This is a genomic window from Flavobacterium bizetiae (assembly GCF_902804475.1).
Classification (GTDB): Bacteria; Bacteroidota; Bacteroidia; order Flavobacteriales; family Flavobacteriaceae; genus Flavobacterium; species Flavobacterium bizetiae.
Genome location: NZ_CADCSU010000040.1, coordinates 81,585 through 102,327, shown reverse-complemented (window position 1 = coordinate 102,327; position 20,743 = coordinate 81,585). Strand labels below are relative to the sequence as shown.

Genomic DNA, 20,743 nt, shown 5'->3' with positions numbered 1-20,743 from the left:
AGGGAACTTATTACTGCAATAATGATAGTCTTCGCAGGCGGAGATCCTTCAAAAGTATTTAAAACATAAAGTGGCCGGAATTTCTTCCGACCACTCTTACTCATTTGAGCGGTTTTTTTGTTTTGTCAGGCTGAGCGAAGTCGAAGCCCCGTTACAATTGGCAAGCCTTCGACTTCGCTCAGGATGACACTTGAATTCATTAGAACAAAAAAACCGTCCAATCAGGCGGTTTTTATTATTTAAAAAGCTTTGCGTCTCTGCGACTTTGCGAGAAATACATTGCGAACTTTGCGTAAAATTCCGCGTGCTTTGCGGTTAAGTGGTTTCTTATAAATTAAAAGAAGCTCCTAAACTAAAAGTAAACTGATTGTTTAAATGATCAAATACACCATTGTTGCTGCCATATTTTGCAATTGGGAAACCAAGTTCTGTGAAAACACCAAATCCGTCAGTAAAGAAATAACGACCACCAACGTGACCACCAAAATTATGTAATCCTAAACTTAAACCTGGATAAACATCTAATTGATCAACACCAATAACGCTGCTTAAATTAGCGCTAATTCTTGCTTTAGCATCAAAACGATCGCCAAAATCAGGTTTGTAATCATTATAAGCACTACTATTATAAAAACCATTAAAATTATCTACGCCTAATAAATAGTTAGCTACAAAACCAAAAGAGAAATTTTCTCCTAAACCAAAATCAACAGATCCCTGAATTCCTGAACCACCATCTTGTATGTTAGCACCAACGTTAACTTTAACATCTCCTTTTCCTTTAAAAGCCTGTTGAGCTTGTGTAAATCCAAATGATACTAAAAACAAAAGTGTAATAACCTTTTTCATAAACTTAAATATTAATTATTTTAAAATGCAAAAATAGTTTTTTATGAACTAATTCCTACCTTTTTCGTCAGAATACAATTCATTTAACGGATCGCTTTGCCAGAATTCCTTGGTATCCACGTCTAAAATCGTCAACGGACCTTTAAACGCAGCGCCGGTATCAACATTCCAAACGCAGGCTTTATTTACCGGAACAGTTTTCCCAATTCGGGTAACGGGAGTATGGCCAATGTATATTTCTTTGTAGATGGTAAAACGTTTTGGATAATATAAATCATCTGGTTTTAGATTTGGATCTAAAGCAAGTGCAGATTCCCAAAGCGTTCTGTCCCAGTAAAATAATTTTGAAAAATATTCCCACATTACGCCACTCAGGTTCGTAAAACCGGCATGAACAAAAAGTCGGTTTTCATCATCAAGATAATAATCCTGTAACGATTCCAGAAAAGCGATATGAGTTTTCTTTTTCTCTTCAGAAAGTTTCGCGTATCCTTCTACAGTAGCACGTCCGCCATGTTTATACCACATTTCTTCATCAAAATCTTCATGTCGGTTTTCAAGCCAGTCTAAGGCAAGCTGATCATGATTTCCTCTAATGCAAATGCAGTTTTGTTTGCTTTTCAGGTCAATAAGATAATCGATAACTTCAGCCGACTGGCTCCATCCATCAACATAATCGCCTAAAAATATAAGAGTATCTTTTGTAGTTACCTGGGCTTTTTCAATCACTTGTTCAAGAGCAAGTAATCCACCGTGTATGTCGCCTATAACAAATGTTCGCATTTTTAAATATTTCGTGTAGTAACCACAAAAATAAATAAAATGATTTGTTTAGGATCATTTAGTTGTTAATCTTTAAAAATTGATACTATTTATAACTATTAACTGCGTTCTTTTTATGGCTTTAGTGTTTAAATTTGCATAATGTCAGAGATGCCAACATATCGAAAAATTATCCATATTGATATGGATGCTTTTTATGCTTCGGTAGAGCAGATGGATAATCCTGCTTTGCGCGGAAAACCCGTTGCCGTTGGCGGATCAGAGAATAGAGGAGTAGTTTCGGCAGCCAGTTACGAAGCTCGTAAATTTGGTGTTCGAAGTGCTATAAGTGGTGTTTTGGCCAAAAAATATTGTCCCGAAATTATTTTTGTACGCCCCAGATTCGATCGATACAAGGAGATTTCAAGTAAAATTCACGCCATTTTTCATGATTATACAGATCTGGTTGAACCACTTTCACTCGATGAAGCTTATCTGGATGTAACCCAGAATAAAAAAGGAAATCCAAGTGCGAGTTTATTGGCGGAGGAAATCAGATTGCGAATTTTGAATGAAGTAGGGATTTCGGCTTCCGCAGGAATTTCGATCAATAAATTTGTAGCTAAAATTGCCAGCGATGTCAATAAACCTAACGGACAAAAAACGGTAAATCCTGATGAAGTCGAAGCTTTTTTGGAAGAATTGCCCATCAGAAAGTTTTATGGCGTTGGAAAAGTGACTACGGAGAAAATGTACCAATTGGGAATTTTTACCGGAACGGATCTGAAAAGCAAATCAGTTGAATTTCTGGAAAAACATTTCGGAAAGTCAGGTGCTTTTTATTACAATGTAGTTCGTGGTATCCATAATAGCGAAGTAAAATCGCATCGCATCACCAAATCCGTTGCGGCAGAAAACACATTTGATGTCAATCTAACATCTGAAATTTTTATGCTAGAGCAATTGGATAAAATTGCTACTTCATTAGAAAGACGATTAAAAAAATATAATATTTCAGGTAAAACAGTTACCCTTAAAATAAAATACAGCGACTTTACCCAGCAAACCCGCAGTAAAACTTTGCCCTATTTTATTTCAGATAAAAGTCTGATTCTCGAAACGGTAGAAGAGTTGTTGTATCAGGAAAAAATGAAAGATTCAGTACGATTGCTCGGAATTTCCCTGAATAATTTAAATACCGAAGAAAAAAAAGCAGTTGTTGTACAATTAAAATTTACGTTCTAACTGATATTAAACAATCGTTAAATAGAAAATAAATTTATTTTATGATGAATTTTCGTTCTATCTTTGAGTAAGAAGATTTTATCCATAAATTATTTAAAATGAAAAGAGACAATTTTGATGAAGGTTCCCATCGTAATTCTGTTCCTATCCTGGCATGGGATTTTCATTATGAATATTTGAATGAGCTGAAAGCTATTTTCTCTGATTTGAAAAAAGTCAGTAAAATTTCGAATCAATTTACCTGGAATGAAGAAAATCTACAAATAGAACAACGCCTTAAAGACGAAGTTGTAGTAGTAACAGATCTTGATTTAAAGATTGTTTTTGCCTCAAACGGAATCAAACGAATGACGGGATACAAAGAAGAAGAAGTATTGGGAAAAACGCCCAAAATGTTTCAGGGACCCGAAACTTCTAAAACTGTTCTAAAAGAAATCAGGGAAGCAATTAAACTGCAGGTTCCTTTTGAGAAAACAATCGAAAACTATAGAAAAGACGGCAGAACCTATAAATGTAAAATTAACGGAGCTCCGGTTTTTAACCTAAAAGGACAATTAACGCATTTTATAGCCTTCGAAAAAGAAGTTGCGTAAAAAGCTTAACCGCAAAGTTCGCAAAGAATTACGCAAGGTTCGCAAAGTCAATAAATAATAAAACCGCCTAAAATAGGCGGTTTTATTATTTTAAAAAAAACTTAATAACTCAGCACCATAGTACCTTAGCCACTAAAATCTATAAATTCTCAAAGAAATCATTTCCTTTATCATCAGTAATAATAAAAGCAGGGAAATCTTTCACGGTGATTTTACGAACCGCTTCCATTCCTAATTCTTCAAAATCAACCACTTCAACTTTTAGGATATTGTCTTGTGCTAAAATTGCAGCCGGACCACCAATAGAACCTAAGTAGAATCCGCCATATTTGTTACACGCATCTGTTACTTGTTTGGTACGGTTTCCTTTTGCCAGCATGATCATACTTCCGCCATGTTTCTGGAATTCATCAACATAAACATCCATACGTCCTGCCGTTGTTGGTCCAAAACTTCCTGAAGCCATTCCTTCCGGAGTTTTAGCAGGCCCAGCATAATACACTGGGTGATTTTTAAAGTATTCCGGCATTGGTTTACCCGCTTCCAGCAATTCTTTGATTTTTGCGTGAGCAATATCACGGGCAACAATCACAGTTCCGTTTAGTTTTAAACGGGTTTTGATAGGATATTGAGATAATTTAGCCAAAATATCTGCCATTGGCTGATCTAAGTCAATTTCAACAGGAGCTTCTAAATGCGGAGCTGTTTCCGGTAAAAATTGTTTAGGATTAACCTCTAATTGCTCAACGAAAATTCCGTCTTTATTAATTTTTCCTTTAATGTTTCTGTCAGCAGAACAAGAAACTCCTAATCCAACCGGACAAGAAGCCGCATGACGAGGCAAACGAATGACACGAACATCGTGCGTGAAATATTTACCGCCAAACTGAGCGCCAATTTCGCTTTCCTGACAAATTTGCTGCACTTTAGCTTCCCATTCGATATCACGAAAAGCCTGACCAGCCATGTTTCCTGAAGTAGGAAGATTGTCGTAATATCCAGCTGATGCCTTTTTAACAGCACTTAGATTCGCTTCCGCAGAAGTTCCTCCAATTACTAAAGCCAGGTGATACGGCGGACAAGCCGAAGTTCCTAAATCTTTTATTTTTGCACGAACAAAAGCATCCATCGATTTTTCATTCAGTAATGATTTTGTTTGTTGGTATAAGTACGTTTTATTAGCAGATCCTCCGCCTTTTGCCATAAATAAAAACTCGTACGAAGTTCCTTTTTTAGCATAAATATCAATTTGCGCCGGAAGATTCGAACCTGAGTTTTTTTCTTCAAACATCGAAATCGGAACAATTTGCGAATAACGTAAATTACGTTTTTGGTACGTATTGAAAATTCCTTTGCTCAGCCATTCTGCATCATCAACACCAGTAAAGATGCTTTCTCCTTTTTTGGCCATTACAATCGCCGTTCCGGTATCCTGGCAGCTTGGTAATTGACCTTCGGCAGCAACCGAAGCATTTTGTAGTAAATTGTAAGCCACAAAACGGTCATTGTCTGTCGCTTCAGGGTCGTCAAGAATCTTACGCAATTTTTGTAAATGCGTCGTTCTAAGCATGAACGAAACATCTGTTAAGGCTTCTTCAGCCAATAATTCTAAACCTTTTGGATCAACGGTCAAAACTTCACGTTCTCCAAATTGTTCTACTTTCACAAAATCAGACGTAATTTTGCGGTACTGTGTATCATCCTTTAAAATAGGATAAGGGTCTTGGTATATAAAATCAATCATTGCTTTGTTTTTTACAAAGTTAGAAATTATTTACCTAAGAAAGAATTTGAATAAGGGATGTTTTAAGGTGTTTATTGTGGTTTGTGAAAGTCATCAAAACTCATTTTTTTCTCGAAATAAACCTTGTCTTTTGCCGAAAGTAATTGCTTTTTCCACTGATTTCCGCTTAAGCGAAAAACAATCGAATCCGAATGTTTAGCGATTCCCATATTTTCGTCGTTATCATCAGGTTCAAAAGAAACGGTCTTGCAGTAGAATGATTCAGGATTGGCTTTCGCCGAAGGATTTTCGAATTCAACCCAACTTCCCCAACCACTATCAGACATGGTGTACCAGTCGTAAACCAGTTGTATATCGTTGTTTTTTAAATGGTATAAATAATGACTTTGATTGTAACCGCAAGCCGGATATCCAAAACTAACTTGAATAAAAGGCGAACTTTTGGCACTTTCCGTTCCTAATCCGTAGATAGCAGACCATTCAGATCCTTTGTCAACGCCTTTAATGGTAATTTTTGAAGTCGTAGTTTTATTTTTATTCTGATAAAAGTCAAGTTGATATTTTGCCGTTACGATACTGTCTTTATCTGCTTTTTGCTCTAAAAGATACGCCAGAATATAATTGTCTTTTGATGTTTCTCCGTAATCAGCAATAGAAATAGTATCTGTTTTCAGGAAATTATCTTTTGCCTCAACGGCCTCTGTTTTAGTTTCAGGAAGTTTGTCAACTATTTGATTTACAGGTTTTGGTTTTTGGCAACCAATCAACAGACATAGGATGAAAAGGAATTGTGGTTTCATAATTAGCAATCGGTATTATTTATTCTACAGCCAGAACGAGTAGTTTCTTTTTTTGATAGAGTTCGGCTAACGAGATTTTTTCTCCATTTAAATAAAAAAGCTGATTTTGGTATTGAACTTCATTAGGATTGAACAGAAAAGCATAATTGTCGCGATCGTTCAAAATTCCCAGATTGTCATAATTTAATTCTACAATTTTGACATAATTTATGATGTTCAGTTTATGGGCTTCTTCTATTGTTATTGGCGTTTCATCGTATCGAAGACAGAATTTGTCTCCTTCTCCGGGCATTCCAAACCACGGAATTGCTTTTGCAGATACCAACGAAATATAATCCGGAACTTCATTAAAAACAAATAGCTTCTTTTCGTAGTTTTCAAAAAACTCGGGCAAAGATTTTCTCTCAAAAGGTTCATTATTATTCCAGAAAAAGACCCCTTGATTTTGCCACGAAGGATCCTGCAGATTTTTTTCAGTAGCGCTATCCCAATAATGCATGTACAATTCACGAGGGATAAAAGTCAGAATCGAATCGTTTATTAACCAATCAATTTTATTAGGTTCGAATTTCGTTTCTTCATTCTCTGATTCTTTATTTTCAACTGCTTCATTTTCTGTTGCTTCAGTTTCAACTTTTTCAATTATAACTTCTTCAACATTTTGGTTTTCTTCCTGAGATTTGATTTCTTCCGGAATTTCAATTTCTCTTTTTTTGCTAAAAAATCTCTTAAACATAGTAGGTTTTTTGATTCATTATATTATAAATCTAATCGTAATGTTTGGTTTAGAAAAACCACGTCGCCACAAAAATCGCTGTAATTACACAAATAAGATCTACTAAAAGCATTGTACCCAGGGCATATCGGGTATTTTTGATATTAACAGAACCAAAATAAACTGCAATTACATAAAAAGTACTTTCGGCGCTGCACTGAAAAATGCTACTTAATCTTGCTGTCAAAGAATCGGCACCAAAAGTATTCATAGAATCAATTAAAAAACCACGAGATCCTGCAGAACTAAAAGGGCGAAGCATGGCAACAGGTAAAGCATTTGTAATTTCTTTGCTTACTCCCATATTCGAAAAAACAAATGCAATTGCATCACTAATAATTTCGAATAAACCGCTGTTTCTGAATAATGAAATAGCCACTAACATTCCTAATACATAAGGAAAAATAGTAACTCCGGTTTTAACTCCGTTGTTTGCACCCACTACAAAGGTTTCAAAAACAGTAGTATTAGCTTCTGTAAATTTCTTTTCGTGTTTAAATGAAAAAATCAATGTAAAGGCAATAATGGCAATTAATATTAATCCCGAAAGGTTAGAGGTAAAGTAGTTTTTTCCAATTAAATCTAAATGATTTACATACATCAGTAAACCAACAATTGCGGCAATTAATCCCATTAATACAATAACAAGAGAAGCGCTTTTAAAATTGATTTTTTGTTTAACTCCCACAATCAAAAACGCTGCAATAGTACCAATGAACGATGTAATGATACATGGCAGCATAACATCAGCAGGATTAGTGGCATTAGCCGCCGCACGATATCCTATAATTGATGTAGCAATCAAAGTTAAACCCGAAGCATGAAGACACATGAACATAATTTGGGCATCACTCGCCTTGTCTTTGTCCGGATTTATTTCCTGCAAACTCTCCATGGCTTTAAGTCCAAAAGGAGTTGCAGCCGAATCTAATCCCAGAAAATTCGCGGCAAAGTTTAACGTCATGTATGATATAGAAGGGTGATTTTTAGGAATACTCGGGAAAACCTTTACGAATACCGGGCTTAAAACTTTTGCTAATTTTCCTGAAGCTCCAGAAATAATTAAAAGCTCCATTAATCCGCAGAAAAAAGCCAGATAAGCAATAAGCGGTAAAATTAAATCGACCAAAGTACTCTTGCAGGTAGGCAATAAACCATCAGATTTTTGTAAACCGCTGAAGATTTTTACCGTTTTATTTTTAAAAACATAAGTTGTATCAGCATTCAGAGTATCGTGATTGATAATCATAGTCTGATCCGGCGCTTTTTGAATACTGTCTTTGATGAAAGCCGGAAGCTCATGAATGTATTTTTCAGACACCAGAATAGGATCGTCTTTCTTTCCGTTTATTACAGAATCGATAGTATAAGTGTTGGCAGTAAATAAACTGACCACAATAAAGACAATTGAGGAAATAAAAATCACTAACCAAAATCTACTTAATACCATAATGCTAATTTTTTTTGTAAATATAATTATTTAGCGATTGTATGCGCAAAGATTTTATTAATGATAGAAGAAGTATTTGATTCTATTGTAATAAATAATCATAATATATCGCCCCGATGGGGCTTTAAAATTAATTGACTATTCAATTTCTATAAATATTACACTCCTAACGGAGTTTTTCTCAGCCCTGAAAGGGCGTTATATATATAGAAATGCTCAATTATTCTTTCCGCTAGCTCCATAGGAGCGATATATAAAAATTAGCGAATACAAGTTATTCAATAATCACTTTAGTTTCAAGATAGTGCTCAAAAGCTTTAATTCCTTCAAACAAAATTTTCTTTTTAGAAACGTCGGTTTCATTAAAAAAATGCGTTTCTATTTTAGCGTGATCCTTTTTGATAATCCTTTTCCAGGTTCCAATAACTTTTGAATTTTTTAAAATAATAGGTTTAAAAATGCCATTATTGGTGAAAGTCTTAGGTTGGTTTTCTAATAAAATCGAAGCTTCTCTGGTTTTATACGAAATTAAAATCTCATCAAAAGCGGGAAGAAAATGTACGCTTTCGCGGAAGTTGGTTTCATAAGCAATATCTTTTTTAAACCAGTAAATTTGGCTCTCAATTTCTGCAGAACCCAGTTGCAACTCAATTGCGTTAATTACCAATTTGCAGGTAGTTGGCGGAAAACCAGACCACCAGGAAAAATCCAGAAGTGTTGCAGGGCCATGACTTTCAAAATACCGAAGCGCTAATTTAGCAAGAGCTTCCTCTTTTGATAGTTTGGTTTTTGGTTTAGAAACCCTTTCTTCGAGTAAAGAATAAGTGATTTGTTTGCCTTTCATTTTGCCATTACAAACCAAACCGTCCAATTCTGCATTCATCATTATGGCAGCACTCAAAAAATCATCGCTCGAAGTTTTCTTTATGTTAAGTTCCTGCATGATTTCATCGCGGGTCAAATGATTATTTCCGCTTAACATTTTTTCGATCTCAGTATTGGTTTGATCTAATTTTTTAGGATCATAACCATATTTCCTAGCTGCCGAAGCAGTAAATCGTTTCACTTGTGGTGCAGAAAGTTCCAACATCCAGTAAATATCTTCTGCCGAAACAAAATGCCAGGTCGGACGCAAAATATGGGTTCGGATAATTTTTGCCGAATTTATAAGTTCTTCGATAGCTGCTTCAGTAGCATCACAACGTGAACCAATTGCCCATTTTGCCATTGCATAATCCTGAGCCTGCATGGCACCAAGATGCTGTACAATTTCTTCCGGAGAATTTAAACTTGTTTCATAGAGTTTCTGCGAAACAAGACGATAATGGGAAATTTCCTGATGAGTCATTCTTTAAAATATTTAAACCATATAAGTTATATCAGTTCATGAAAAATACCTTAGTATCTTAGCAACTCAGTAGCTTAGTGCCTTAGAAAAACTATACATGAATAATCTCATCATCAATCAATAAATCCTCACGACGTAAACGCAGGAAAATCTGAGCCACGGCAATCGTATCTTTTTCGCAATAAGTTACAATTCGGTCAATATCTTTCTCTACATAAAATACATGACCTACCTGACTTCCGTCGATATCGCCTTTTGGAGAAGGAACTCCAAGGATTTTAGTTAATAATTTTAAAGAAGTAAAGTGTTTGTAATCACCAAACTTCCATAATTCTAAAGTGTCTAAATGTGGAATTTCCCAAGGTTTTTTCCCAAACAAATTCAGTTTATCCGGAATAGCAATCTGGTTGATAATCATGCGTCGGGCAATAAACGGTATATCAAATTCTTTAGCGTTATGTCCGCACAAAAGATGTTGCGGCTGATGAAAATGATTGTTGATTAGATTATTAAAGTCTTTTAGGATTTTTTTTTCATCACCAAAAAACGAAGTCACTCTAAAATTTCGGATATCTCCCTTGATGGTAAAATAACCAACAGAAATGCAGACAATCTTCCCAAACTCGGCCCAAATTCCGGCGCGATCATAAAATTCTTCCGGAGTATATTCGTCTTTTCTTTGGTATTGTGTTTTATGATCCCAAAGTGATTGCATTTCGGCATCAAGGGAATTAAAATTCTCCTCTTCCGGAACAGTTTCTATATCCAGGAATAAAATGTTATTGAGGTTTATTTTTTCAATCATAGTTTTGCAACGAATTTCACGAATTTTCACTAATTCTTTATGAATATAAATGTACGCAAAATTGAATTTAAAATAAGAAATAGCTTATGACTTAAATAGTGCGATACCGTTTTGCTGTCGCAAATTTCACAAATTTTCACTAATGATGGTCTATCAATTTATAACTATTTTAATTCGTGCTAATTTGTGAAATTCGTGGCAAACGAAGAACTAAAATAAACTTTGTTGTGTAGTTGGATTTTCGTGTTCGATCAGCCATTTTTTACGTGATAAACCGCCAGCATATCCGGTTAAAGAACCATTGGTGCCAATAACACGATGGCAGGGAACGACAATCCAAAGAGGATTTTTACCATTTGCCGATGCCACAGCGCGAATCGCTTTTACATCTCCCAGCTTTTTGGTTTGATCCATATAACTTATCGTTTTTCCGTATGGTATTTCTAATAAGGATTTCCAAACTTTTTGCTGAAATTCAGTTCCTTTTGGATTTAGTTTGAAAGTAAAATCAATTCTTTTTTTATTGAAATACTCTTCTAATTGAGAAACAGCTTCTTGTAAAACGGCTGGAATTTCCCGAGAAACTTCGTTTGTACCAACATCTGAAACGGAAATTACAGCAACGCCATCTTCATCTCCAACAATTTTGGTGATTCCTAAAGGCGAATTGATGTAGACTATTTCCATAGATTTTGATTTAACCGCAAAGTTCGCAAAGTTTTTTAAACTATATAAGTAATAGAAGTAATTTAAGTTTTGTTTTTTATCACAGAGATTTTCTTTTACCCGATTGTCATCCTGAGCGAAGTCGAAGGCTTATGAAACGTGGGCTTCGACTTCGCTCAGCCTGACATTGTGGACTTTTAATAATTTTCTAACCTAAATTGGTAACTCAAACTATTTGTGATTTTTTCGCTTGAAATCACCTTTTTAATATTCGATTTTTCAGTACTAAACGTTGGTAAAACTAAATTATGATTCTTTGCTTGCTGTGTATAATATTCCTCCCGACTTGAATGAAAAGGTGCTACAGCATTAAAAACCTCATTCCATTTTGATTGTTTGATGATTTCTTCAATAATGCCAATACAATCATTTTGATGAATTAAGTTTACTGGTGCATCAGGATTTTCGAGGTTTTCTTTTCCTGCTAAAAACTTAACGGGATGACGATCTTCACCAATTAATCCGCCAAAACGTACAATTGTAGTTGCGAAGTTTTGATTTTTTTGTAAAAGAGCTTCTGCCAAAAGTAATTGTTTGCCACTTTCAGTTTCCGGATTTGCATTTGTCTCTTCGGTCACAATTCCGTTTTCATTACCATAAACCGCTGTTGAGCTCACAAAAAGAACATTCTTTACCGTCGATTTTTCAATGAACGGAATTAAATTTTCTATTTTTTCTACAAAGATTTTTCTGGACGAGTCAGAAGAATAAGCATTGATTCCTCTCAATTTAGGTGGAATGTCAATAATTAAGATTTCAGATTTCGCTAGAAAATCAGTGATACTTTCTGAAACACTTTCGCTTTCTAGTGCTCCTTCGACTTCGCTCAGGATGACAATAAAAGGGTTTATTCCAGCATTTTCTAAAATTGAAAGTTTATTTTCAGAAGTCGTTGATCCGTTTACGGAATAGCCTTTTTCGATTAGTTTTTTAGCTAAAGGTAAACCTAGCCATCCGCAGCCTAATATGCTTATTTGAGTCATTTTTTGTTTTTGAAGGTTCAAAGGTACAGAGGTTCAGAGTTACAAAGATTTAAAACTATGTCTTTTTATTTGCGACTTCGCGCCTTTGCGAAATTAAATTTTGAGCACTTTGTATTATAGATCTAAAAAGAAACAGATTTTGTCTTTTCCTTTTGCGCCAATTCTATTATAAAATTTTATTGCTCTTTCGTTAAACTGAGGCGTTCGCCATTGCATGTTAACACAGTTTTTCTCTTTTGCAATTTCTTTTAGTTTGTTGATTAAGACTGCGCCAATTCCAAAGTTTCTTGCATTTTCTTCCAGATAAAGACAATCCATATACAGGAAATCACCCGCGCTCCAGGTCGAAAAATCAAAAGTATAAGATACATATCCCACAATATCATTATCGGTTACAACGACAAAACAGTTTAATTTTGGATGCTCGCCAAACAATACTTTTTTCAATCCTTCTTCTTTTCCTTCCGGAGAATAATCAGCTTTTTCATATTCGGCATGTTTTTGACATAAAATGACCAGTTTTGGCAAGTCTGATACTTCGCATTTTCTTATTGTATATTCCATTGCAGGTTGATTTCGTTTTGTAGAAAGGTGATAAAATGATAAAAGTAATCAGGATATTGCTCATTTTCGCGAATGGCAATAAAGTGTTTCCTCTTTAAACCGTTTTTACCAATTTTAATGGCTCTAATTGGATTATTTTTTAAATGTGGTAACAATGCCCATTTTGCCATCGACATGACGCCCATATCGGCTTTAACCATTTCTAACGATGCTTCTGTCAATGGGAGAGGGGTAATCTTTTTGGGAGCGACTTTGGCTGGAGCCAAAAGAAATTGATGAACGGTAACCGTTTCCATCGGAAGGGAGTGAATCAGCAAATGTTCATCAATGAAATCCTCCGCAACAACATATTTTTTATTCGCCCAGGCGTGGTTTTCAGAAACCACCATAACCATTTCGTCCTGAAAAAGCTCAATATATTTGATGTTATTGTCTTTGATCTGATCGCTAATAATCGCGATATCAATAGTATTTTCTAATAATTTTTGTAACGGAATATGAGTCGCTTCGGTTACAATTTTCAATTCGACATTAGGATATAAAAGATGAAATTGTTTTAAAACCGGCGGCAACCAGTGATAACTCGAAAAACATTCGGTACTAATTCTTATTTCACCATGTTCTCCGTATACCATTTGTTTAATTTGAGATTCGGTTTGCGAAAGTTTGTCCAGAATTTCATTGGCCAATTCGTAGATCTTCTCACCGGCTTTGGTTAAAACCAGCTTTTTATTGGTTCTCAAAAAAACAGGAGTTCCCAATTGGTATTCGGCTTCTTTAAGTTGGTGGCTCAGGGCCGATTGCGTCAAATGCAATTTATCAATGGCTTTAGTGATGCTACCTTCTTCAACAATTGCTTTTATTAAACGTAAATGACGGATTTCCATTTTTTGGGAATTAGAATACAAAGGAACAAAATTTTAGAATGCGTTTTCTATGAAAAAAAGTAATCAAGTTGATGAATTCTTTTCGTTTTTATAGGATATGATGTTGAGTTACTTTTGAAAAAACAAAACCTTAAAAACTAGAATAATGGAAGCAGAAATTAAACACTACGAAAATAAACTCGCCTTCGAAATGGATCCTTCTGATCTATTTGATGCATTGAGTAATGGCGAAAAGGTAATTGTAATTGATGCGAGAAAAGCATTTGGCTTTGAAGCTGAACATATCCCAACCGCGATTAATATCCCGCACCGCGAAATGACGGTTGAAAGTACCAAACATCTGGACAAAGAAGTTTTGTATGTAACGTACTGCGACGGAATTGGTTGTAATGCCTCAACAAGAGGTGCTTTGAATATGGCAAAATTAGGTTTTAAAGTAAAAGAATTAATTGGCGGAATCGAGTGGTGGAAGTTTGACGGATATGCCACCGAAGGCACAAACGGCGTAAAAGCAGGTTTAAAGATTGAATGCGCCTGTTAAAGAAAAAGGGCAAACTTTAGACGTAAAGTTTGCCCTTTTTTATAATTTGTATCAGCACTATTCGATGGCAATATTATTTTCTGCCGCGATTTTTTTAAAGATGTCTTCTTTGTTTTCTTTGACCATTTTTTGATAAATGGCACCCATAAGCATTTCGGTATCTTTGGTATATTCTGATTTATCTGCGCTATAAATTCTGTGTGCTATAAAAATATCATTTAATGCTTTTTCATCATTGTTTATTTGCAAGTAATTTTTTCCTGCTCCAAAATACCCTTCGGCATTGTTGGGTTGGTATTTTATAAGCTTTTCGTAGTATTCTATAGCCGTTTTATAATCTGATTTTAGCGAATAAACCACTCCAATATTCATTAAGGCATATTCGCCTTCGGGATAAATATCCAGTGATTTTTTATAATATTTGATCGCATTATCGTAATCCTCCAATTGTCTGTAGCAAACTGCAATATCATCAAGTGCCAGAACAAAATTAGGATCTTGTTTTAATGCCAATTGCAAACCTTCGATCGCTAATTTATAATTTTTAGCCAGCATAAAATCTTTGGCAACTGTATAAGAGTTTTGGGCTTCTTTGTTTTTAGAATCGCTATAATAAATATCCGATTTGTCTTCAGCTGCTTTTGGTAAAAATTTAGAGCAGGTTTTGGCAATCGTCTCATCAGATTTTTGAAGCAAACTTTTGATTCCTTCAACAGTATTAATTCCTTCTCTTACTTTTGCATCTTTGTCTTTCAAAACTACTTCTGCCATTGAATTGGTCAAACAATTTCTGTAGATCTCTTCGTTTATCTCTTTGCTTTTTTCGAGGCACGAACAAGCTTTTGCAGCTATTTTTTCTTCTAAAGTTTGACTATTAGCATTAAAAAAACTCAAAATAACAAAAAGCAGAAATGTTTTCTTCATGATGGTTAGATTCGAAAAATGAATTTATTCTGGTTTTACAACTGGTTTTAAACTGTCTTTTACAACAACAGTGCTATCTTTTACCGCTGTCTCAGGTACAAGAGGAGCTACGGGCGCTGTATATTTTTTTATTTTTTGCTGAATTAAAACGGCATCATTTAAAACAAAAGGAGTTGGCATCATCCAGTCGCTTCGGGGTTTTATCTGAAACAACGGATTGGTCATTAAATCGAAAGAACTTTCAATTAAATCCATATCAAAAACCGATGATTTATTAATATAGAAATCCATGACAAGCGGTTCATTTCCTACAACATAATAGCATAGTATTTTTCCGCCATCTCTTTCCAGACGATTTCCTTTTTCGCCTGAAGTTGCGACACCATTAGCTTTAAAATTAAAAAAGGTCATTTTTGGATTAGCATAAATATCGTAACGATTGACTTTTCTATTCGGTGTAATTTTGATTTTTAAATATCTATTATTGCCTACAACGCTGTCTTTTAAAAATGCAATTGTTGGTTTTGGCACATCAATAACAGGAGCAATGGCGCTATAAGTAAAACCTGAATTATATTTGCTGGCTAGTGGCAACGAATTTAAACCAACGGCTTTTTGATTTTTTTCTCCCAAATAAGTCTTAGTCCATTCGTCTAAATTTACATCGTAAGTAGTCCAGACGGCCGAATTGGTATTGGCATTATAAACATATAATAAACTATTTGATTTGGCTTCACCTTGTTTGTAACCTGAATGGTAACCGGCATAAATAAAGAATCCGATCGAAACGGCAAAAAAGAACATGGTCCAGGCACCTTTTTTATAGAAATCTCCAAATACAGGAAGTAACAATCCAAAAAGTAAAACGGTTAAAATGGCGCTTCCAAAAAGAATCTTTAAACCTAAACCAACAGGAAATATGACGATAAAAGGCGCAATAATGGCCAGTGCAGGAATACTGAATAATAAATTTACTCCTAAACTATAATGTTGTGTAATAACAAAAATACCGAATAGCAGAATTCCAAAATAAACCGGAATAATAAGGAAACCTGCGCCGGTTAAGCTATTGGCTAAAAAGGCATTGATAATAATCCAAAGTAACAGAGGCGCCACAAAATGATTCATTGTGATTTTTGCTTCTGAAAAATGGTGGTAGAAAGCAAAAGAAATGGCGATACTTAATGTTATAAAAGCGCCAATGTATGCATGGCCATTATAAGTAAATCCGTTAAGTAAATCTGAATATTGCGGATAGATTTGAAGTAGAATTTTCCATCCTAAAAAAGTAACTAAACCTGAGATAGTGATAGCGCCTAAAAGCGGAACAAATCCTCTGAAAATTTCTCTGAAAGTAATGACGCGTTTGGCTTTTCCTATAAAAATAAAAATAATTAGTAATCCTAAAGCAATGATTGTCATTGGGAAAACCCATGTAAACGGATAACTTATAAAAGAGAACGGAACACTAAAATAAACATCATCGTCTGCAGAATTTGTTTCGTTTAGATTAACATTCGAAAAATACTCTAATAAAGGCATTAAGTAAGTTCCCTGATGTTTTAGTGTGGTTTTACTTAAATGCTGAACATCGTCTTGTTGTGTATGATAGTTGTAATGTCCGTCGATAAAGGCAAAATTGAAACCCTGAATATTTCCCTGCTCTCTAAAAACAGTTAAATCGGTATCGTTTGGAAGCATTTTATAAATACTGTACATCAAAGAATTTGAAACCGGATATTGGGCTTTTGCATTTGCAAATTCTTTTACAAGTGCCTGATTTCCTTTGTTGGTTTCCATCAACATATAACTTGGTCCGGAAGAACCTCTTGCTTCAAAATTGATCACCAATCCAACGTCTTTTGCCCATGGATGTTTATTGACAAAAAGAGCGGCTCCGTTTAGACCTAATTCTTCGGCATCAGAAAAAAGAATAATAATATCATTTTTATGTGGCTGTTTGGCGTATAAAAAAGCGCGAATTCCTTCTAATATTGTGGCTACTCCAGAGGCATCGTCGCTGGCACCTTTAGAAAATGAATGTGGTGCGCTGTCGTAATGTGATAAAAGTAAAAGTGCTTTTGAATTGTCAGTTCCTTTTATTCGGGCCAGAATATTTTTAGATTTTACTAATAATCCTTTGTCGTTTAGTGTAAAACCTTCCTGAATTGAGGTTTCCAATCCAATTCGATTAAGTTCAAGTTTAAGATAATTGGCAACGAGTTCATGATTGGTCGAACCAACGTAATGTGGTTTTTGCGCAATAATTTCGACTTGGTTTAGTGCTCTTTCGGTAGAAAAGTCAGCAAGGGCTTCTTCATCTTTCGAAATCCATTGCGGCATCATTGAGGCGTATATGATGCCAAGAATTGCTAAAATGCAGACGATGGCCAGAATTGAGGTGGGGTTTTTCTTCATTACGTACTATATTTCTTTTTTAACAAGCATAAAATAATCATTGTCCAGAGATCGATATCCCTGATCATACAGGAAATAGTAGGTATTTCCTGTTTTGGTCTGCAAGATATTGGTAAAGAATTCGAAATCAAAACCTTTATTGATCATTTTATCTCTTGTTGCTTTAGATTTTCCATCAGTATTTAACTCACACAAAATACGGTAATTTTTTCGTAATTTGTTGTTTACATTACGCATGAAATTAGTACTGTCTTTGTTTATTTTGTTGTTGTAGGCATTTCTACAGCTGTCTGAACAGAATTTTTTGTCTTCGCGGCCTACAATTTTTTCAGAACATTCGAGACATGTTTTCATGACTCAATCTTTTTAATTTCATATAAATCGGTACGGCGATCTTTTAAAATCCTTACACTTCCGTGCTCGTGAAGCTCTTTAAGCAAGTTCAAATCGACGTCAACAATCAATGTCATCTCTGTATTTGGAGTCGCTTCGGCCTTTATACCATTACTAGGAAAAGCAAAATCCGATGGTGTAAACACAGATGCCTGCGCATATTGAATGTCCATATTGTTGACTTTTGGTAAATTTCCAACGCAACCTGCTATGGCTACATAACACTCATTTTCGATTGCACGCGCCTGCGAACAATGTTTTACACGAGTGTAAGCATTTTGAGTATCGGTTAAAAACGGCACAAATAATATATTCATTCCTTCGTTGGCCAGAATTCTTGAAAGTTCCGGAAACTCAACATCGTAACAAATCAGGATTCCAATTTTGCCACAATCTGTATCAAAAGTCTTAAAATGCGATCCGCCTTTCATTCCCCAATGCTGCACTTCGTTTGGTGTCACGTGAATTTTGGTGTACATTTCTGATGTTCCATCTCTTTTGCATAAAAACCCGACATTGTATAAATTTCCATTATCTAAAAGCGGCATGCTTCCGGTAATGATATTTATGTTATAAGAAATGGCGAATTCCTGAAAGCGTTTTCTGATGGGATCAGAATATCGGGCAAGTTCACGAATGGCTTCAGCTTCAGATAAATGATTGTAATCGGCCATTAAAGGCGCAATAAAAAGTTCCGGAAACAAAGCAAAATCAGCTCCGTAACCAGAAACTACGTCGATAAAAAATTCTGATTGCTCAAAAAATTCTTCCAGATTATTCAACTGACGCATTTGCCATTGTACCAATCCTAAACGAATCACGCTTTTTTCAAGATTGATTAGTTTTGGACTTTCATCGTAATAAACATTATTCCATTCTAAAAGAACAGCGAATTCTTTAGATTCTTCGTCGCCTTCCAGGTAATTTTTAATAATTCTTAAAACGTGAAAATCATTACTCAACTGAAACGAAAGTACCGGATCATGTAATTCTTTATGTTTTACTTTATCGATGTACACTTTTGGCGTCATCTTTTTTGCATGTTGAGAATAGTTTGGAATTCTTCCTGCAAAAACAATGGCTTTTAAGTTTAATTGCTCGCAAAGTTCTTTACGCGCATCATATAAACGGCGGCCTAAACGTAAACCGCGATAATTAGGGTGGATAAAAACGTCTATACCGTACAAAATTTCCCCATCAGGATTATGAGTGGAGAAAGTATAGTCGCCAATGATTTGTTTGTAATTGTGTCTTTTGTCTACCAATTTCTCATCGACAATTAGGGATAATGCTGATCCTACAACTATACCGTCAACAAGTATAACAAGTTGGCCTTCAGGAAATATTGAGAGTAATTTTTTGATATCGTTAGATCGCCAGTATGAATTCGCCATTTCTGGATACGATTCAACCATCGAATTTTTTAGCTGCTGATAGTCGTCGAATTCTAAATTTCGTAATTCGACTTTATTGATTTTTGTTTGCATTGTAGTATGATTTGTGTTAAATATACGGAAAAATATTTCCATTTACAAACGTTTACAAATAGTTACAACCGAAAGTAAATAGTTGATAACCGATTATTTTTTTGAAGTCGTCGCATCTTTGCCATGTTGAATTTGATAAACGAATTCTTTATATACGAACATTTAAATATTACACGCCATGAATGCAATGAAAAACAGAGTACAATTAATTGGTAACGCAGGAAGTGATCCGGAAGTTAGAACTTTAGACAGTGGAAGAAAATTAGCCTATTTAACGATTGCTACAAACGATAAATACACCAATGATAAAGGCGAAAAAGTCGAACAAACAGAATGGCATCGTGTGACAGCCTGGGGTAAAACGGCTGAGATTATCGAAAAGTATGTGGTAAAAGGGAAAGAAGTCGCGATTTAGGGAAAACTAACCCATAGAAGTTATGACAAAAACGGTGAGAAAAGATTTGTTACCGAAGTTATTGTAAACGAAATTTTGTTGCTTAGCAGATAATGTTTAGCCAAATTTGATATAACCCGACAGGTTTTTAAAACCTGTCGGGTTTAAAATTTTTATATTGTAATTATAAAACCGAAGCACCGTTGATATCGGTTGAAAGTATTTCGCTCATATAGTCGAAAAAAGGTCTCATATTTTTGCAGGTTTCTAAAGCCTGTTCTAAAAAAAGCGGACTTAATACTTCGTCATCTGTAAAACGTTTAATAATCAGGAACTGTTTGTAGCGAAGCAAATCTATTGCTTCGTGATTTATATCGTAACCTTTTGGTGCTGTTTTAAGTTGCTCACCTTGTAAAGTGCCAAAAGTTTTTACAAAGGTTTTCGATTGCAATATTTTCTTCATCGGTTGAGCATCGTGCGCAAATTCGCTTCTGATGCGTTTCATGTCCGCGGCATTTGGCCCCCAAAAGCCACCGGCAAAAAAACTATTTCCTTTTTCAAGATGAAAATAATAACCACCACGTCTTGCGCTTGTGGCTCGTGTATAGCTGCCTCCCCAAAAAGTTTTAAAAGGAGTTTTGTCTTTAGAAAAACGAATATCGCGATAAATTCTGTAGACACTTTTTTTGCCCGAAGAGGTTTCTAAAACATCCGTTTTAGACAATTCCTCAAGCAGAGCACCTGCAAAGTTTTCGATATGACTGAGTTCTTTTAAGTATTGAGGCTTATTTTCTTCAAACCATGGCTTGTTATTGTTTTCTTTAAGTTGGGTTAAAAAATCAAGACTTGATTTGGGTATTATAATGTCGTGTTTCATAATTAAATTTGGAGTATTATTAAAATCAAAAGCAAATGATACTTTAAAACTAAAAACCCACCAAATTGGGTGGGTTTTGTATGTATTTTGTTAGGCAGTTTTTTTGAATAAATCAAACATAGGACATCGTGAGCAGCGCTTTTTTTCGCTTTTTTTGTATTTCTCACAACAAGAGGAT

The 20,743-nt window shown here is 35.0% G+C and carries 20 protein-coding genes and 1 pseudogene; 4 read left to right on the top strand and 17 right to left on the bottom strand.

Annotated features, from left to right (window positions below):
- Positions 1-327 precede the first annotated feature (327 nt).
- On the bottom strand, positions 328-849 hold the full coding sequence (locus FLACOL7796_RS03545; RefSeq protein WP_173969454.1) for a DUF6646 family protein: 522 nt from the start codon (positions 847-849) through the stop codon (positions 328-330).
- A gap of 48 nt (positions 850-897) precedes the next feature.
- Complete coding sequence (locus FLACOL7796_RS03540; protein ID WP_173969453.1) at positions 898-1,632, bottom strand: metallophosphoesterase family protein; 735 nt, start codon at positions 1,630-1,632, stop codon at positions 898-900.
- Positions 1,633-1,773: 141 nt separating this feature from the next.
- On the opposite strand from FLACOL7796_RS03540, the gene dinB reads away from it, so the two are divergent.
- Positions 1,774-2,856: a DNA polymerase IV gene (gene dinB, locus FLACOL7796_RS03535; RefSeq protein ID WP_173969452.1), complete on the top strand. Its 1,083-nt coding sequence runs from the start codon at positions 1,774-1,776 to the stop codon at positions 2,854-2,856.
- A 98-nt stretch (positions 2,857-2,954) separates the two neighbouring features.
- The gene (locus FLACOL7796_RS03530) at positions 2,955-3,449 is read left to right on the top strand and encodes a PAS domain-containing protein (protein ID WP_173969451.1); all 495 of its coding nucleotides are present in this window, start codon (positions 2,955-2,957) and stop codon (positions 3,447-3,449) included.
- Positions 3,450-3,588: 139 nt separating this feature from the next.
- On the opposite strand, the gene FLACOL7796_RS03525 is transcribed toward FLACOL7796_RS03530, so the two are convergent.
- The 10 genes from FLACOL7796_RS03525 to FLACOL7796_RS03480 all read right to left on the bottom strand — a co-directional run bounded on the left by FLACOL7796_RS03525 (position 3,589) and on the right by FLACOL7796_RS03480 (position 13,531).
- Positions 3,589-5,193, bottom strand: coding sequence for a fumarate hydratase (locus FLACOL7796_RS03525; RefSeq protein ID WP_173969450.1), 1,605 nt, complete (start codon positions 5,191-5,193; stop codon positions 3,589-3,591).
- 71 nt (positions 5,194-5,264) lie between these two features.
- Positions 5,265-5,993 (bottom strand): hypothetical protein, encoded by a 729-nt coding sequence (locus FLACOL7796_RS03520; protein WP_173969449.1) that lies wholly within the window; start codon positions 5,991-5,993, stop codon positions 5,265-5,267.
- A 19-nt stretch (positions 5,994-6,012) separates the two neighbouring features.
- On the bottom strand, positions 6,013-6,729 hold the full coding sequence (locus tag FLACOL7796_RS03515; RefSeq protein WP_173969448.1) for a hypothetical protein: 717 nt from the start codon (positions 6,727-6,729) through the stop codon (positions 6,013-6,015).
- A gap of 49 nt (positions 6,730-6,778) precedes the next feature.
- Positions 6,779-8,218, bottom strand: a complete 1,440-nt coding sequence (locus tag FLACOL7796_RS03510) for a nucleoside recognition domain-containing protein (protein WP_173969447.1) — start codon at positions 8,216-8,218, stop codon at positions 6,779-6,781.
- A gap of 274 nt (positions 8,219-8,492) precedes the next feature.
- Positions 8,493-9,566: a winged helix DNA-binding domain-containing protein gene (locus FLACOL7796_RS03505; protein ID WP_173969446.1), complete on the bottom strand. Its 1,074-nt coding sequence runs from the start codon at positions 9,564-9,566 to the stop codon at positions 8,493-8,495.
- Between the two features lie 91 nt (positions 9,567-9,657).
- Positions 9,658-10,371 (bottom strand): 3'-5' exonuclease, encoded by a 714-nt coding sequence (locus FLACOL7796_RS03500; RefSeq protein ID WP_173969445.1) that lies wholly within the window; start codon positions 10,369-10,371, stop codon positions 9,658-9,660.
- Positions 10,372-10,581: 210 nt separating this feature from the next.
- Complete coding sequence (locus FLACOL7796_RS03495) at positions 10,582-11,058, bottom strand: methylated-DNA--[protein]-cysteine S-methyltransferase (RefSeq protein ID WP_173969444.1); 477 nt, start codon at positions 11,056-11,058, stop codon at positions 10,582-10,584.
- Between the two features lie 176 nt (positions 11,059-11,234).
- Entirely contained in the window at positions 11,235-12,080 is an 846-nt protein-coding gene (locus FLACOL7796_RS03490) for an NAD-dependent epimerase/dehydratase family protein (RefSeq protein WP_173969443.1), read from the bottom strand.
- Between the two features lie 114 nt (positions 12,081-12,194).
- On the bottom strand, positions 12,195-12,644 hold the full coding sequence (locus FLACOL7796_RS03485) for a GNAT family N-acetyltransferase (RefSeq protein WP_173969442.1): 450 nt from the start codon (positions 12,642-12,644) through the stop codon (positions 12,195-12,197).
- Positions 12,629-13,531 carry a LysR family transcriptional regulator gene (locus FLACOL7796_RS03480; protein ID WP_173969441.1) on the bottom strand — a complete coding sequence of 301 codons (903 nt, stop codon included), beginning with the start codon at positions 13,529-13,531 and terminating at the stop codon, positions 12,629-12,631. The genes FLACOL7796_RS03485 and FLACOL7796_RS03480 overlap by 16 nt, the downstream gene beginning before the upstream one ends.
- Positions 13,532-13,676: 145 nt before the next feature.
- On the opposite strand from FLACOL7796_RS03480, the gene FLACOL7796_RS03475 reads away from it, so the two are divergent.
- Positions 13,677-14,072 (top strand): rhodanese-like domain-containing protein, encoded by a 396-nt coding sequence (locus FLACOL7796_RS03475; protein ID WP_173969440.1) that lies wholly within the window; start codon positions 13,677-13,679, stop codon positions 14,070-14,072.
- A 57-nt stretch (positions 14,073-14,129) separates the two neighbouring features.
- On the opposite strand, the gene FLACOL7796_RS03470 is transcribed toward FLACOL7796_RS03475, so the two are convergent.
- The 4 genes from FLACOL7796_RS03470 to FLACOL7796_RS03455 are packed head-to-tail and all read right to left on the bottom strand — an operon-like array spanning position 14,130 to position 19,294.
- Complete coding sequence (locus tag FLACOL7796_RS03470) at positions 14,130-14,996, bottom strand: tetratricopeptide repeat protein (RefSeq protein WP_173969439.1); 867 nt, start codon at positions 14,994-14,996, stop codon at positions 14,130-14,132.
- Positions 14,997-15,020: 24 nt separating this feature from the next.
- A complete protein-coding gene (locus FLACOL7796_RS03465; RefSeq protein WP_173969438.1) occupies positions 15,021-17,414 on the bottom strand; it encodes a M28 family peptidase in 2,394 nt (797 codons plus the stop codon).
- A 6-nt stretch (positions 17,415-17,420) separates the two neighbouring features.
- Positions 17,421-17,768: a hypothetical protein gene (locus tag FLACOL7796_RS03460; protein ID WP_065451907.1), complete on the bottom strand. Its 348-nt coding sequence runs from the start codon at positions 17,766-17,768 to the stop codon at positions 17,421-17,423.
- Positions 17,765-19,294: a carbon-nitrogen hydrolase family protein gene (locus tag FLACOL7796_RS03455; RefSeq protein WP_173969437.1), complete on the bottom strand. Its 1,530-nt coding sequence runs from the start codon at positions 19,292-19,294 to the stop codon at positions 17,765-17,767. Before FLACOL7796_RS03455 ends, FLACOL7796_RS03460 begins: the two co-directional genes overlap by 4 nt.
- Before the next feature lie 178 nt (positions 19,295-19,472).
- Between FLACOL7796_RS03455 and FLACOL7796_RS03450 the strand changes: the two are divergent.
- Positions 19,473-19,802, top strand: a pseudogene (locus FLACOL7796_RS03450) (single-stranded DNA-binding protein).
- Positions 19,803-19,872: 70 nt separating this feature from the next.
- Here the strand turns inward: FLACOL7796_RS03450 and FLACOL7796_RS03445 are convergent.
- Positions 19,873-20,565, bottom strand: a complete 693-nt coding sequence (locus FLACOL7796_RS03445; RefSeq protein WP_173969436.1) for a DUF2461 domain-containing protein — start codon at positions 20,563-20,565, stop codon at positions 19,873-19,875.
- Between the last annotated feature and the right edge of the window lie 178 nt (positions 20,566-20,743).

Coding starts and splice junctions, on each gene's coding strand:
- FLACOL7796_RS03545 (WP_173969454.1), bottom strand. CDS start 849: ATGAAAAAGGTTATTACACTTTTGTTTTTAGTATCATTTGGATTTACA.
- FLACOL7796_RS03540 (WP_173969453.1), bottom strand. CDS start 1,632: ATGCGAACATTTGTTATAGGCGACATACACGGTGGATTACTTGCTCTT.
- dinB (WP_173969452.1), top strand. CDS start 1,774: ATGTCAGAGATGCCAACATATCGAAAAATTATCCATATTGATATGGAT.
- FLACOL7796_RS03530 (WP_173969451.1), top strand. CDS start 2,955: ATGAAAAGAGACAATTTTGATGAAGGTTCCCATCGTAATTCTGTTCCT.
- FLACOL7796_RS03525 (WP_173969450.1), bottom strand. CDS start 5,193: ATGATTGATTTTATATACCAAGACCCTTATCCTATTTTAAAGGATGAT.
- FLACOL7796_RS03520 (WP_173969449.1), bottom strand. CDS start 5,993: ATGAAACCACAATTCCTTTTCATCCTATGTCTGTTGATTGGTTGCCAA.
- FLACOL7796_RS03515 (WP_173969448.1), bottom strand. CDS start 6,729: ATGTTTAAGAGATTTTTTAGCAAAAAAAGAGAAATTGAAATTCCGGAA.
- FLACOL7796_RS03510 (WP_173969447.1), bottom strand. CDS start 8,218: ATGGTATTAAGTAGATTTTGGTTAGTGATTTTTATTTCCTCAATTGTC.
- FLACOL7796_RS03505 (WP_173969446.1), bottom strand. CDS start 9,566: ATGACTCATCAGGAAATTTCCCATTATCGTCTTGTTTCGCAGAAACTC.
- FLACOL7796_RS03500 (WP_173969445.1), bottom strand. CDS start 10,371: ATGATTGAAAAAATAAACCTCAATAACATTTTATTCCTGGATATAGAA.
- FLACOL7796_RS03495 (WP_173969444.1), bottom strand. CDS start 11,058: ATGGAAATAGTCTACATCAATTCGCCTTTAGGAATCACCAAAATTGTT.
- FLACOL7796_RS03490 (WP_173969443.1), bottom strand. CDS start 12,080: ATGACTCAAATAAGCATATTAGGCTGCGGATGGCTAGGTTTACCTTTA.
- FLACOL7796_RS03485 (WP_173969442.1), bottom strand. CDS start 12,644: ATGGAATATACAATAAGAAAATGCGAAGTATCAGACTTGCCAAAACTG.
- FLACOL7796_RS03480 (WP_173969441.1), bottom strand. CDS start 13,531: ATGGAAATCCGTCATTTACGTTTAATAAAAGCAATTGTTGAAGAAGGT.
- FLACOL7796_RS03475 (WP_173969440.1), top strand. CDS start 13,677: ATGGAAGCAGAAATTAAACACTACGAAAATAAACTCGCCTTCGAAATG.
- FLACOL7796_RS03470 (WP_173969439.1), bottom strand. CDS start 14,996: ATGAAGAAAACATTTCTGCTTTTTGTTATTTTGAGTTTTTTTAATGCT.
- FLACOL7796_RS03465 (WP_173969438.1), bottom strand. CDS start 17,414: ATGAAGAAAAACCCCACCTCAATTCTGGCCATCGTCTGCATTTTAGCA.
- FLACOL7796_RS03460 (WP_065451907.1), bottom strand. CDS start 17,768: ATGAAAACATGTCTCGAATGTTCTGAAAAAATTGTAGGCCGCGAAGAC.
- FLACOL7796_RS03455 (WP_173969437.1), bottom strand. CDS start 19,294: ATGCAAACAAAAATCAATAAAGTCGAATTACGAAATTTAGAATTCGAC.
- FLACOL7796_RS03445 (WP_173969436.1), bottom strand. CDS start 20,565: ATGAAACACGACATTATAATACCCAAATCAAGTCTTGATTTTTTAACC.